The 16,178-nt window shown below is 44.5% G+C and carries 2 protein-coding genes (1 of these 2 only partly in view); both read left to right on the forward strand.

What is annotated here, in order from left to right:
* Entirely contained in the window at positions 1–6,447 is a 6,447-nt protein-coding gene (locus tag N483_RS24270) for a non-ribosomal peptide synthetase (RefSeq protein WP_023398717.1), read from the forward strand.
* On the forward strand, positions 6,448–16,178 hold the 5' portion of the coding sequence (locus N483_RS24275; RefSeq protein ID WP_023398718.1) for a non-ribosomal peptide synthetase. Its footprint extends 2,770 nt past the window's final position; only the first 9,731 of its 12,501 coding nucleotides appear in the window; the start codon lies at positions 6,448–6,450; the stop codon falls past the right edge of the window.

Below are 16,178 nucleotides of genomic sequence, written 5' to 3' on the forward strand. Positions count from 1 at the left end.
ATGTCACTTAATGTACCCAATAAAGTTGTAGATGCTTACCCGTTAAGCAAAATGCAGGATGGCCTACTGTTTCATTACAGTGAAGAGCAAGATGAAGTGCTTTATCACGATGTATTTCGCTTGAGAATTAGTGGAAAGTTCGATGAAGAAAAGTTTGTAGAAGCGATCGCTTATTTACTTGATAGGCACCCGGTGCTGCGAACTGCATTTGAGTTAGTCAAATTTAGTAAGCCGATGCAATTGGTTTATGCCAATGGCATTACGCGTTTTGACGCACAGGATATTTCAAAACAAAGCGCTGAGCAGCAATCGGAGTTTATAGCTGAACATATAGAGAAGTTACTTCACACACCTTTCGACCTATCTGCGCCCAGTCAGATCCGCTTCTCAGTGGTGGAAGTAAAGCCTGCAGAGTTTCAGCTATTCATTGACGCGCATCACATCATTCTTGATGGTTGGAGTATGGCTAGCTTAATTTCTGAGCTGTTGCAGATGTATTTAAGCCTACAGGGCCTGTGTGAGTCACCAATTCGACCTCAAAATGGACTTACCTACAGGGATTTTGTCAAAGCTGAATTGTTAGAAAATGACAATACAGTGGCCAAGTCATATTGGCAAGAGAAGCTCAGCGACCATGAATACAGCCCGGTAACGTCTAAAGGTGAGTCACAAAAAATAGCGGTTAGCACGTTGTCTCATGGCTTGCCGATACTGGCGCTAGAACGCTTTTGTGAACACAACAAATATCGCCTTAAAGATGTGCTTATGGCGGCTTATTTGCGTGTGGCGGCAATGCTAACAAGCCGCACTGATACCACTGTCACATCTGTTGTGAATGGTCGGTTAGAAGAAAAGGGCGCAGAGCATGTCGCAGGCCTGTTTGTTAACTTACAGGCTATTAGAGCGGACTTGAGCTCACTGTCGTGGCGTCAACTGATTGAACAGGTGATTGAGCAGCAAAAAGAGCAGATGCGCTTTCGTCGCTATCCTTTTGCTAACATCGTTCAGCAACAAAACAATCCAATCAGTGACTTCTGTTTTAACTTTGTACATTTTCACGTCTATAAGGGATTACAGGGTATAGAAGGGTTCCAAATCCTTGATGGCGAGATCATTGAAAAAAGTAACTTTAAAGTTTCGACCACCTTTAATCTAAAAATGACAGGGGAACTTGATCTGTTATTGAGCTATGACAAAGCGTTCATTTCGACTGACTTTGCCGAGCGAATATGCGGTTACTTCCAGCGTGCACTTGAACAAATTATCGACAGTGTAGACAGTCCGGTGATGAGCTCAAGCTTGTTGAGTGCAGAAGAGACGACTCATTTGCTTGACGGTTTTAATGGTATCTATCCGCAAACCACCAGTGTAACGCGTTGCTTGCATCAGGAATTCGAAGCGCAGGTGGAAAAGTCACCAGATGCAATTGCAGTGGTGTTCAATAATGAAAAGCTGACCTACCAGCAGTTGAATTGCAAAGCGAACCAGCTCGCACAGTACTTAAAGCAACAGCACAACATTGGTCCTGACTCCTTAGTTGGGCTATGTGTTGAGCGCTCAACAGAATTAATTTTGGGCACACTGGCGATTTTAAAAGCGGGCGGTGCATATGTGCCACTCGACATTCAGTATTCAAAGTCAATTATCACCAAGCGTATAAACGATGTTGGTTTGCAGCTGGTGATCACCAAAGACAGTTGTGCTCACCTAGTCAGTGAGGCTGCCCCGAGCGTGGTTAACTTATCTGACTGGACAGCCTTTGACTCATTTAGCAGCAACAACTTAAACGACAGCCAACATGTCGACACCTTGGCATATATCCTCTCGACTTCTGGATCAACGGGTGAACCTAAGCTTATCAGCATGCCTCATAAGCCTTTAGTCAATATGATCCAAGGCATGAGAAGTAGCTGCGCGGAAATGGACAAAGCACACAGCGTTTTACAGTTCTCGTCTATCGCATTTGATATGAGTTTTACTGATATCTTCTTAGCACTGCTTCAGGGCGGCACCCTGCACATGATAGGTGAATCTGAGCAGTTTAATGTAGAGCTCCTTGTACCGCTTATCATTGATAAAAAAATCAGCATGTTGAACTTGCCTTATCCCATGCTGCAAATGCTCGCTTGCTACTGTAACGACAATGATATTTACCTCAGCAATGTTGAAGTGGTTATTTCGACAGCGGCGTTATTAATAGTAACTCAAGAAATCAGAAGGTTCTTTAAGCGACACAGTCAGATCCGTACTGTTAATCAGTATGGGCCTTCTGAAACACATGTTTGTACATCTAATACCATGTCCTTTGACGTAGATAGTTGGCATGACAGCATTTCTATTGGTAGCTCAATTGCGAATACCCACTGTTACGTGCTGGATCAGTGTGGAAATCTGGCCCCATTTGGTGTGAATGGTGAGCTATATATTGGTGGTGATTGTGTTTCTCGTGGCTATTTAAATAATTCCAAGTTAACTGAGCAGCGCTACGTGCGCGACCCATTTGCGCAATCTGAGCAAGCACTGATGTACCGCAGTGGCGACATTGTGCGTTGGCTATCCAATGGAGAGTTAGAGTACGTAAGCAGAGCGGATGATCAGGTAAAAATACGAGGTTTCCGGGTTGAAATAGGCGCCATCGATACGGTGTTAAGTAGCCTTGCAGGGATCACTGATTCCTGTGTTATCGCGGATGTTGAGAACGACATGCTTATTGCCTACTTCAAGAGCGACGAAGCGATAGACCTTGAGCAAATGAAAAACAGCTTCCGTGAAGCTCTGCCAGACTACATGGTGCCAGGCGCATTTGTAGCGGTCTCTGATTGGCCGTTAACAGTGAATGGCAAGGTAGACAAAAGAAAACTTCCACCAGTATCTCAGCGACTGACTGAGAATGACTACCAAGCCCCAGAAACTGAATTGGAAATATTGATTGCTGGTGTTTGGCAGACTTTGCTTGATGTGCCACAAATTAGTCGCACAGATGACTTTTTCAGCCTTGGCGGCCACTCAATTTTGGCGACGCGATTGGCGGCTGTATTGAGTGAAAAATTAGGTACGAAAGTGGCGCTTAAGCAGATATTTATGCAGCCGGTATTAAGTCAGCTAGCGAGCGCAATTGAAAGCTTGCTGCCTAAGCAAGCGGAGCGCATTGAGCGCGCCGATCGCAACCAAGCCTTACCACTGTCATACGCGCAGCAAAGGCTTTGGTTGCTAGACAAAATCGAAGGTCAAAATGCACACTATAATATTCCAGCAGTCCTGACCCTAAAAGGCACGCTGAATGAAGGTGCACTGGTTGCGAGCCTTCAGGAGTTGGTTAACCGTCACGAGGTATTGCGTACGGTTTATCGCCAGCAGGGCTCAGCAGAGCCGCTTCAATCGATTTTGTCCGATGTAGATATGCACGTGCCTATTCATGACGTAAGTGAGTTTGCGGCTGAGCAAAAGAGTACCAGAGTTGAGCAACTTATTGAGTTAGAAAAGAGTGAAGGGTTCAATTTACAGCAAGATTTGATGCTCAGAGCACACTTAATTAAAACTAGTGCATGTGAGCATTTACTTCTTGTAACAATGCATCATATCGCGTCAGATGGCTGGTCTTTAACTCTATTCATCAACGAATTTTGCGCACTGTATCAAGCGAAAGTAGAAAAGCAGCAAATTAACCTACCTGAATTGCCAATTCAGTATGCTGATTATGCCGCTTGGCAAAGGCAGGTTCTGCAAGGGGAGACCCTCTCAAAGCAAGTCGATGCTTGGCAAGAAAAACTGCAAAATTTGCCTGTGGTACATCAGCTGCCGCTCGATTTTCCAAGACCAGAGGTACAAACCTTCTTAGGTAAAAAGTTCACTCACCGCATTGATAAAGCCACCTCAGACAAGTTGTATCGTGTTTGTGAATCACTTAAAGCAACACTATTTATGGGGCTACATGCTAGCTTTAGCGCCTTATTGTCTTTGTACAGCAAAGAGGAAGATATTGTTGTAGGTAGCCCAATTGCCAACCGAGAGCAAGCGGAAGTCGCAGATCTGATAGGCTTCTTTGTGAATACGCTGGTGTTGAGAAGTAACTTAAGCGGCCAGCCAAGTTTTCTTGATTTGATAGCCCAGAGCAAAGAGATGCTGCTGTTTGCTTACGAACACCAACAGGTTCCGTTTGAGCAGTTAGTAGAGGCGTTACACCCAGAACGAAGTGTGCAGCATAGCCCACTGTTCCAAATCATGCTGACGTTGCAAAACAACGACAAAACTGAGTTTAACTTACCTCAACTTGATGTCGAGGTGCATGATAGTGAAGAGATCGGGGTCAAGTATGATCTAGCGCTGAACGTTTCAGAAGACGGATCTGGATTGTTATTGGAGTGGGAATACAACACGGAGTTATTTGCAGAGAAAACCATCGAGCGAATGGGGAGTCATTTTGAAAGACTCATCGCTAGCTTGGTTGAACAGCCAGAGCTGGCTTTTTCTCAACATGAATTTACCACCGATGAAGAGCGCATTTGGCAAGCGCGTGTTGGCACCGGTAGCGCAACTGATATTGACTCCGTTGGTTTGGATGAGTTGTTTGAGAGGCAAGTTGCCAGCGCGCCAAATCAAACAGCATTAATTTATCAAGGCAAGCAGACCAGCTACGCAGAGCTCAGTGAGATGGCGAACAGTGTTGCGCACCGTTTAGTCACACAAAACAAATCAGAGCAGCAATTAGTAGGTGTGCTTGTTGAACGCTCAGAATTAATGGTGGCTTCGCTGCTAGGTGTTCTAAAATCTGGGGCTGCATATGTACCACTTGACCCAAGTTATCCCGTTGAACGCTTAGATTATATTATTGAACATGCGGGGATTAGTTGTATTTTGACCACCCAGAGCATGCAAGGTTTAATCGCCCCCAGTGATGATGTTGACGTGATCTGTGTTGATCAATTAGAGCGTAACTCTGAACTTGTGGTACGAGAGAGTCGTGCCTCAAACGCTGAAGAACTGGCATATGTGATATACACATCTGGTTCAACAGGAAAACCTAAAGGTGTGCAAGTTACTCACGGTAATATCGTGAACTTTTTCACCGGTCTGAATCATTATTTTGCACCGCATGAAACAACCCAGCGTTGGTTAGCAGTAACCAGTATTTGCTTTGATATATCAGTGTTAGAGATTTTCTGGACTCTTTGTCAGGGCCATGAAGTCGTACTGATGCCTGAAAAGCCAGTCAAAGGGCTTGTTTCAAATGAGGTATTGGCAAGCTTAGATGAGTCTACTCGACGCCGAGTCGAGTTCCAGCAGTCGATGTTTTCTACACAAGCTCTGTCTGTTCAAGATGTTCAAGCACTGATTATTGAGAATAACGTGACGCATCTGCAATGTACGCCGTCATTTGTGAAGGGCTGGAACCGCTCTGCACAAGGGGTTGCAGCATTGGGCCAACTCCAAGCACTACTGGTTGGTGGAGAAGGCATTGCAATTCAAGAAGCAAACCTACTACTGGACCACCTAGGTGGGCACATGTTCAATATGTATGGCCCGACAGAGACAACAGTGTGGTCGTCAATTTCTGAAATTAAGAAAGATCAGCTCACCATAGGGCAGCCAATTGTAAATACACAGTTTTATGTTTTGGACAAATGGCAGAAACCAGTGCCACAAGGGCATGTTGGTGAGCTTTTAATTGGTGGCTTAGGTGTGACATCTGGTTACTACAACAGTCCAGAGTTAAGCGCACAACAGTTTGTATCTATACCAAATTATTCACCCACCACCTTGTACAAAACTGGCGATTTGGTGCGTGTCAATGAATTAGGTCAATACGAGTTTGTGGGCAGACTGGACAGCCAAATTAAGGTAAATGGCTATCGCATTGAATTGGGTGAAATTGAGCGTGTCTTGCAATCTTTATCACAGGTAAAAGACGGTGCTGTTTTGTGTGTAGATGGTGATAACGGCAACAAACGTCTATTGGCATTTGCTGTTACCCAGCAGGATAGCACTGATTTTGAACTACGTTCGGAGCTGAGCCTAAAACTCGCCAATTATATGGTGCCAGAGCATGTTTATCTGTTGGATAGCATGCCTCTTACACCGAATGGAAAAACCGATAAAAAGTCACTGTATAGTTTAATTACGCAACCCACACAAAGCACACTTTTAGCGCCTGAGAGTGACGATGAGCTGCAACTCGCCAGCATATGCGCCGATGTTCTCGGGGTGGAAGTGAGTGCGATTAATATGCGGGCATCGTTTTTTGAAGTTGGTGGTCACTCACTGTTGGCAACCCAGTTTGTCGCATCACTCAATGCCAAGTTTGGTATTGAGTTAACCATGCGACAGTTATTTGAATTGAATGATTTAGCATCATTATCCAAGCACATATCAGATCTGCAGATCCATAAACAATTAGAACAAGAATTAAGAAATTTATCGCACGACGATATTGAAGAGGTAGAACTGTAAATGAAAGATTTGTTTATCAAATTGGCAAAAGAAGGTGTTGAGGTTTACCTGCAAGATGGGAAACTTAAAGCGCGTGCACACAAAGGTGGTTTAAAGCCTGAATTACTAAACTTAATCAAGGAAAATAAAGCACAATTATTGGCTTACTTAAATGAAGCGCAATCACAAAAAGTGTCTGTTGAGCACAGTTCAATCGCGCAATTTTGTACTGAAAACACCAGTGAGCCTATCTCTTTTCAGCAGCAAAGAATTTGGTTTATTGATCAGCTTGAAGGCAGTTCTAGCCAATATAATTTACCTTTATCCGCAAAAATAAAAGGGTGTTTTGATCTAGATATTGCACAGCAGTCATTTGAAATTTTACTCCAGAGACATCAATCACTGCGCACAAACTACCATGAGGTAGAGAACGAAACACAAGTCAGTGTGCAACCTCAGTATTCGTTTAATGTCACTGAAGTGGACCTTAGCCATCTAAATGCAGATGAGCAGCAAACTGAGTTAGAGCAGTTTACTAAAACGTTCCACGCGCGTGAGTTTGATTTATCAAATGATGTGCTAATCGATTGCGCGTATGTGAAGCAACAAAGTGACCTTGGGGTTTTATTGGTTGTCGTTCACCATATTGCGTCAGATGGTTGGTCGATGCAGGTACTCGTCAAAGAATTTATTGAAACCTATCAAGCTTTATCTGCCGGTCAGCAACCAGATCTGCCTGAACTGACAATTTCCTATTCTAACTACGCGAACTGGCAAAGAAACTGGCTGCAACCTAATGTGATAAGCAACAGTGAGTCATTTTGGTTAGAAAATCTAAGTGAAGCCCCAAGTTTACATAGCTTGCCTTTAGACAAACCTCGACCAGTTAATCAAAGCTACAACACAAGTGTGTGTGTTTCAGAGTTACCAAGTGCGCTTTTGGCGTCGCTTAAACAGTTAGCGGCAAAAGAAAATTGCACTTTATTTATGCTCGTTCATGCAGCGTTGTCCCTTGTGCTTATGCGCTATGGGCGTTTAAATGACTTAGTCATCGGTACGCCAGTTGCGAATCGAAACCAGGCTGAACTGGCTAATATGGTTGGCTTCTTTACCAACACAGTGTTACTTAAAAGTACACAGCCAACGTCAGGTACTTTCCAAGATTATCTAAAAGAAGTACGTGAAGTAAATTTATTGGCCCAAGAAAACCAAGATGTACCATTTGAGCGCATTGTTGAAATTGTAAACCCGCAGCGCAGTACAGCTTATGCACCACTGTTCCAAATTGAGCTCAATATGAATAACACCGGGGCGCATAGCAGTCGCTTCGAATTTGCAGGCTTGGAGTTGGAAGTACTTAAAGACTTGGATCTAAGAACTCCGTTAGATTTGATGGTGTCTGCCAATGAGCTTGATGACGCGTTAGAAGTGAAATTTATTTACTCTTCAGACTTGTTTGATGCGGCCACAATCAATCAGTTATCGAACAGCTTAGCGCATGTACTGGCAACAGTTGCTGACGATATAGGTGTTGATCTGACTGAGTTATCGTTACTTGATGATACCCAGCAAAGCCTAGCACTACCAGATTTCACAACCACGCCATCAGCAGGTTATTTTCATCAACTGGTAGAGCAGGCTGCCAACTCTAACCCTGATGCGATTGCAATCCAAAGCGAAGCTGGCACTATCACTTATGCAGAGCTAAATGCAAAAGCCAATCAGCTTGCGCGCAGTATGCAAGACAAAGGGTTGGTGCGAGAAGACCGTGTCGCAATTTGCTTGAATCGCTCTATCGAATTCGCGATTTCAATGTTGGCGGTTGCTAAGTCTGGCGGGGCGTTTGTTCCCGTAGACATTAGTATGCCAGAGGAACGAATTGCGTATATTCTGCAAGACACAGCAGCGACGATTGTCCTGACAGAGCAAGAGATCATGGCAGAGCTGCCGCTTGAGGGTCAAAAAACAATCCTTGTTGACCCAATGTGGTTTGAGCGCTTTTGTGGCGCTTTATCCAGCGAAAACCTTGAGTCCCAAGGTGATGGGTGTCAGCACAACCTAAGTTATGTGATCTATACATCAGGCTCCACAGGTGAACCAAAAGGGGTGGCAATAGAGCATGGCGCTTTGGCCAACTTTATTGACAACCAGACTGATATTCTAGCCTTTGATCAAAACTCAGTGGTATTGAATGTTCTGTCTTTCTCATTTGACGCGGGTATAGGGCTGCTGTGCAGTGCATTATCTTCTGGTGCGACTACAGTGATAGCGCAAGCCGACGAACCATTTTATGCACTGATTGATCAGCATCATATTAGCCACATTTCAGTGACATCACTGATGTTGAAAACGATCCCAGAGCAAAATTACCCAAGCTTACAAAGCTTGGTAATTGGTGGGGACAAAGTACCGAGCAAAATGCTTGAATTCTGGCTCACTCAGTGTCGAGTCATCAACGAATATGGGCCTACAGAGGCCGCGGTGACTGTGCTGTCAAATGAGTGCTCGCTCGAAGAGCCTATTAACATTGGTACACCGTACAAAAATGTTCAAACATTGGTATTGGATGACAACTTAAACTTAGTGCCTGCTGGTGGTATTGGCGAGTTGTATTTGGCTGGTGCGCAGTTGGCTAGGGAATACCTCAACCAGCCTGAATTAACTCAACGAGCGTTTATTGCGAACCCCTATACAGCAGATACAAATGCCCGATTATACAAAACAGGTGATTTAGTACGCGCGCTACCAAGTGGCAAATTAGAGTTTGTTGGTCGCGTCGATGAACAAGTAAAAGTCCGTGGATATCGAATCGAACTCAGTGAAATTGAGCATCAAATCTCTTTAGTCGACGGTGTTGTCTCCAACATCGTTATTGTTGCACAAGATGATGTTGGCAATAAGCGCATTATCGCGTATGTGGAAAGTACACACTCTGATGAGCGCTCATTAGCTCGGTTACTTGGCGAAAAGCTACAAACAGCCTTGCCGGATTACATGATCCCAGCAGCCTTTATTAAGGTTGAACAATGGCCAAAGACTTTGTCAGGGAAAATTGACCGCAATGCGCTGCCAGAGCCATCCTTTGCTAGCCAGGACGACGAGATAGTACATGCTGAAAATGAGCTAGAGCGCCAGTTGGTGGCTATTTGGGCTGAATATCTGAAATTGGATGAAGCGCAAGTCAGTGTGACAGCAAATTTCTTTGAACTCGGCGGTGATTCAATTCTCTCAATCCAGATTGCGTCAAAAGCTGCACAACAAGGGCTGCACTTCAGAGTCAAAGACATATTTGCCGCAAAGACCATTCGCGCCTTGACTGAATATGTTTCTTGCACAGATGCGCAAACTCACGATCAAGCACCAAGTGCAGGTCAGATGCAGCTTATGCCTATTCATAGTGAATTTTTTACCGATGAAACGCAGTGGTATCACTATAATCAGTCTTTGTTACTCAATGTATCAAGTAAGCTCGCACAGTGCCCATTCGGTGACTTTGTGCAGCTGCTTGTTGAGCGTCACGATGCGCTGCGCCTGTGCTTTGAAAAATCAGAGTCGGGGTGGCAAGCAGAGTTTCTCCCCCTTGAGCGGCTTGATCTTAACGCGGCATTTAAGTTAGTGGATTTAAATGCGCACCCAGAGATCAGTATTGAAACGTATGCCAACGACATTCAAAAAACACTTAACCCAGCGAAAGGCGAACTGTTTAAACTTGTATATTTCCACGATGCGGATAAGGGACAAGGAAAGCTGTTGTGGGTAGTTCACCACTTGGTCGTCGATGGTGTGTCATGGCGTATTTTAACCGAAGATCTTAATACCCTTGTACAGCAGTGGGAACAAAAGCAAACTTTGGCTTTAAACGCTAAAACAACTTCTTACCAGCAATGGGCTGAGTCTCTGCATGAGCTTGCCAGTTCAGAGCACTATCAAAATCAACTTGAGTACTGGCAGCAGCAAGCAAGCCTTGCAGTGCCAAACTTTGCCAATGGCGATATCAATACCCAAAATGCAGGTACTCATGGGTCTCGCGAAACGGCTCAATTTACATTAAGCGACAACGATACTGCTTCGTTGTTAAACAAGTGCAATGCCAGTTATCGCACTCAAATTAACGAGCTGTTATTTGCTGCATTGAGCTTAGCGAGCAATCGTTGGCGTGGCGTGAATGCGATACGGTTTGACCTCGAAGGACATGGTCGAGATGAGCTTGATGAAGCGATGGATATCAGTCAAACCGTTGGCTGGTTCACGACTTTTTATCCGCTCACTATTCATGCGCAAAGCTCAGACATTGCTGAGACTATTTCTGCGGTTAAAAATGCCTATCGCAGTGTGCCTGATAAGGGACTAGGTTTTGGCCTACTGAAACATTGTACGGGGCAAAATGACGTCGCAAGTTTTTCTAAAAGTGAGCTTAGCTTCAACTATTTAGGTCAAATAGATGCGTCATCTGAGCAACAGGGATTGATGAGTTTGGCATCTGAAAGTACCGGCGAGAATATCAGTCTTGCTAGAAAAGCCGAGCATTTAATGGCGCTCAATGGCATGGTGCAAAATAACCAGCTTACATTTAACCTCAGCTATGACAGCAATACTTATCACGAAAGTGAGATGTCAGAATTTATGGCTGCGTTTAATGGCGCTTTGGTAGACATCATCGCACATTGTGCCGATGTTAAACATGGTCGTTATTGTGAGTCGGACTTCCCGCTGGCTTCGGTGAACGAAGCGCAGATCAATGAGTGGGCAGCAAACGCGCAAATTGCAGATTTGTATCCCGCAACAGGTATGCAACAAGGTCTGCTGTTCCAATCGGCGCGCGAACAGGGGAGTTATGTAACTCAAACTCTGTTGACGGTTGAGTCCATTGAAATCGAAAGCTTTATCTCGGCGTGGCAAATGGTGGTTGCCCGCAACCCTATATTTAGAACTGAGTTTAGAGGGATTGACGCGGGTCATTGTCATCAAGTGGTGCGCAAAGAAGCAACTTTGCCATGGGTTCTGCATGATCTTTCAGCATTGTCTATTGAACAACAAGAAGCGAGACTTGAGCAGCTAATCGAAGAAGACAAGCAAGCAGGATTTGATTTTAATAACGCGCCGTTGATGCGTCTGACACTGTGCACCCTTGCTGATGGGAAAATTAAGGTGTTGTGGTCTCACCATCATGCATTACTTGATGGTTGGTGTTTAACGCTGGTTTTCGATGAAGTTACGCAATATTACCGTCAAATCACACAAGGGGTTGAGGTCACACTGGATGAACCGGTTTCTTATCGCAACTATATTGAATGGCTAAGCGCGCAAGATTTAGAGCAAGCGCGTGAAAAATGGCAAGTACGCTTAGCTGATTTCACTAAGGCGACGCCAACCCCGCTTTACAAAAGTGAAGAGCTGAGCCATAACGAGCGAGTCTCAAGCGCGCTGCGTTTTGATAGTGATACTACGGCAAGGTTGCAAAAACTCGCACAGGCGGGCCATACGACCATCAATACGCTATTACAAGCTGCTTGGGCTTATGCACTGTCTATTTATTCCAACGATGAAAATGTGTGTTTTGGTACTGTTGTATCTGGTCGTCCAGCGACTATCGATAATGTCGACAGCATCATGGGACTATTTATCAATACTATCCCAGTTCAAGTCAAGGTGGCCCCAGAGAAGGCCTTGCAACAATGGTTAAGTGAGATCCATCAAGATCTGGTTGAATCAAGTGAAATGAGCTTTATACCGCTGGCTGAAATTCAGAAGTTAGTCGTGGATCAGCAATCGTTATTTGATAGTTTACTGGTTTTTGAGAACTACCCAGTAGATGAGCAAATTAGCAACAAATCGGCTGAAGCGGGGATCAATGTAACTGACCTCGTACATTTCGAAAAAACCAATTTTGCCATTCAATTGACGGCATCGGTAACAGATAGCCTAGAAGTGAGGTTTGAGTTAGATAACCGCCACTATGTGCAGTCGGATGCTCAGCAATTGGCTGACAGTCTTTCGAACATCATTATGAGTATGCTTAACGAACAAACCCAGCTCGTAAAACAGCTCGACGTTATTGGCGATAGTGAAAAGCTGTTGGAGTCACTTATGCCGAAAGGGTTTGAAGACTCACAGCAAACTTTGCATGAAGTATTCGAGTTGCAGGTAGCCCGTTATCCAAATAAAACGGCCGTTGACGATGGCAAAACAAGCCTGACGTACAGCGAGCTGAATCAAAAAGCAAACCAGATGGCGCACATCCTATTGGAGCAACATCAAGTCACACCAGACAGCTTGGTCGGTGTGTGCTTGCAGCGCTCGTGCGACATGGCTGTGACGGTGCTGGCTATTTTAAAAGCTGGCGGTGCTTACTTACCACTAGATGCCAGCTACCCCGTTGAACGCATCGAATACATTCTTGGTGATGCGCAGCCAGTGGTGATCATTACCGATGAAACGACCGTTGACTTTTCTGCACTGTCTCAACAGACCCTTTTGAACCTGCACAGTGATGACTTTGTTCACAGCTTTGCTATGCAAAGTACTTGCAGTCCTGAGATATCAAAACACACAGGGCTGTATGACAAACTTGCCTACGTGATTTATACCTCTGGCTCAACTGGAAATCCAAAAGGGGTGCAAGTAGAGCACCGCAATGCGCTGAGCTTGTTCAGTGCTACAACGGATTTATTTGGTTTCTCAGAGGATGATGTGTGGGTGATGTTCCACTCCTTGTCTTTTGATTTCTCAGTTTGGGAGATTTGGGGAGCACTGTTGCATGGCGGTAAATTGGTTGTTGTTCCATTTGAAGTATCTCGTGCACCGAGAGAGTTTTATAGCTTGCTTGTTGAGCACCAGGTAACCGTCCTGAACCAAACACCGAGTGCATTTAATAACTTGATTAAAGAGTGTATGGACTGCCCAGCGCACGCTTTGAGGTATGTGATATTTGGCGGTGAGGCACTCACTTTCTCATCATTGCGACCTTGGGTAAATAAGTATGGCTTGGATAAAACCCAGTTAGTGAATATGTATGGTATTACCGAAACAAGTGTGCATGTTACTTATTATTCCATTACCCACGATGACGTATTTAATGATCACAGCAGCAGTAAAATAGGGGCTGTATTACCGCATTTAAGCGCAGTGGTTCTAGATCAACATGGCAACCCGTCCCCAGTAGGTGCTATTGGAGAATTGCACATCGGTGGCAGTGGGGTCACCCGAGGATACTTGCTTAATCCGCAACTCACATCGGAACGCTTTATTGCTAATCCATTTCAACCTCATGCCACACAACCCATGGTAGAAGTGTTGTACAAAACGGGCGATTTAGTGAAGCAATTAGACAATGGAGAGTTTGAGTACATAGGTCGAAACGACCATCAAGTTCAAGTCAATGGCTTTAGAATTGAACTTGAAGAAGTTGAACAAAAAATTACACGTTGTGAAGAAGTTAAAAGTGCTTGGGTTAGTGTCGTTGATAATGCAAAAGGTCAAGGGTCAATTGTTGCCTACATTGTTTTAGAGCAAAGTGCATTGAGTGACTCCGAGGCAATTGACGCGGTTCGAGCTAAGCTGGCAAATACACTTCCTTATTTCATGTTGCCTACTGCCTTTATTCCGATGGAGCAGTGGCCTTTAACGGTCAACGGTAAGTTAGATACAAGCCGCTTGCCAAAGTGGCACGGAGAGCGTGCGCACAACGAATACGTTGCACCTCAAAATGAAGTTGAAGCCAAATTGCAGAGCTTGTGGTGTCAGCTATTAAAGCTGTCACCAAACGAACTCAGTGTGAAGAGAAACTTTTTTGAGTTAGGTGGTGATTCCATTATCGCCATTCAGCTAGTTTCAAAAGCAACTGAAGCAGGCTTATACTTCACAATCAATGATCTATTTGCGACGCCAACAGTGCGCGGCCTCGCTGATAAAGCGTACTCATCTAGCGCTTTAATTGCCGATCAAGGTGATATCGAAGGCACTATCGAGCTGTTGCCGATACAGCAAGAATTCTTTGAAAACGACAATGGGATTAATCACTACAACCAAGCTGTTTTGCTCGAGCCTCCTGTTGATCTGACACTGGCTGATTTACAATACATTGTCGCGCGCTTGTATCAAACGCATGATGCAATGCGGTTGCACTTTGAACAACAGGCTGACTCCTCTTGGGTAGCAACGCACCAGGAGGTAAGTCAAGCACACATCGAATCGAGTATTGCTAAGATCGCGCTAAATGGCGGTGATTGGGAGAGCATATTACCGCAAATTGACGCCATTCAGGCGAGTTTAGATATCGCCACAGGAGAGTTATTTAAAGCAGTACTGATCACTGATGAAAATCGTGCTTATAGGCTTTTATTGGTACTTCACCACCTAGTGGTCGATGGTGTTTCGTGGCGCATAATCATGTCGGATATTGAGCGAATTTATAGTCAATTACGCAATAACAGTGATGACACACCGAGAGTAAAAACCGCGTCCTTCAAGCAATGGGGTGAGTATTTATCTGAGTATGCAACATCTGAGCTATCAGCGCAGGAAGGTGCATACTGGGCATCAGTGACTGAACAAGAAGTTAGTAGTATTGCAAATAAACAAGCGCTGACTGAATTTGAAAGTGCAAGCACTATGGCTGAGAGTGCAATTGCCATCGACAGCAAAGTCACAAATCAGATACTCACAAGTGCGATAGAAAGTTTTGATAGCTCGATTAACGCGCTATTACTGAGTGCATTGCTTGAATCTATAAGCCGTACATTCGATATTGGAAGTATCCGCATTGATATGGAAGGCCATGGACGTGAAGCGCTTAACTCAAACTTAGATCTAAGCGGAACAATTGGGTGGTTCACTTCGGTTTACCCTGTCAATTTTGCTGTTGGTCAAAATCAAGACATAGCTCAGTTGATAGACAGTGTGGGGACGCAACTTTCAAAAGTGCCAAACAATGGCATCGGCTATGGTGCACTTAAATATCTTGCCGAGCTTCCCGCGCTGCAAGGTAGCGTGCACAGTGAACTGGCATTCAACTACTTAGGTCAATTTGACCAAGTCAGTGGTGGTGATGGGGCATTTACATTTGCGCCAGAGAGTGTCGGCCAAGTGGTTTGCCCAACACGCGGCAGCAGCCACCCGCTTTCAGCTAATGGTTACGTGTTAAACGGCGAGCTGAATATCAGCATTGGCTATGATACATCGCTCTATTGTGGTGACCAAATTGCGCAACTAGCAAACACATTTGACTCTGTTTTATCAGAGATCGCAGCGTTATCTGAGCAGCGCTTGAATCAAAACAATATTAATGGAGAGCGGATCGTGCAGCGATATCCTGCAACAGGCATGCAAACCAGTCTACTCATTCAAAACTTGTTTGATAAAGAAAGTTACATCACTCAGAACAAAATTAAGTTTAAAGACCTAAATGTTGAATTATTTCAAAAAGCATGGCAGTCCGTTATGGATAAACATGCCATATTACGAACCTCATTTTCTGGCATTGAGGAGGGGTATGTAGTTCAGTGTGTCCATGAGCGTGCAGAGCTTAATTGGCACCAACATGACTTAAGTGAAGTAGAAGCAAGTCAGCAATTAGAAGCCGTTGAGCGTATTCGCTGCAACGACAGAAAGCTGGGAATGGATCCAAGCATAGCGCCATTGATGCGTATGAATCTGGCTGATTTAGGAGAAGGAGAAAGTTACTTAATTTGGTCACACCACCATGCCTTACTTGACGGTTGGAGTTTAGAGTTAGTCTTTGCTGATGTATTTCA

Origin of the sequence: Pseudoalteromonas luteoviolacea NCIMB 1944 (assembly GCF_001625565.1) — a bacterium.
GTDB classification, from domain to species: domain Bacteria; phylum Pseudomonadota; class Gammaproteobacteria; order Enterobacterales; family Alteromonadaceae; genus Pseudoalteromonas; species Pseudoalteromonas luteoviolacea_F.

Excerpts from the sequence above, each read along its gene's own strand:
- N483_RS24270 (WP_023398717.1), top strand. The coding sequence starts at position 1 with ATGTCACTTAATGTACCCAATAAAGTTGTAGATGCTTACCCGTTAAGC.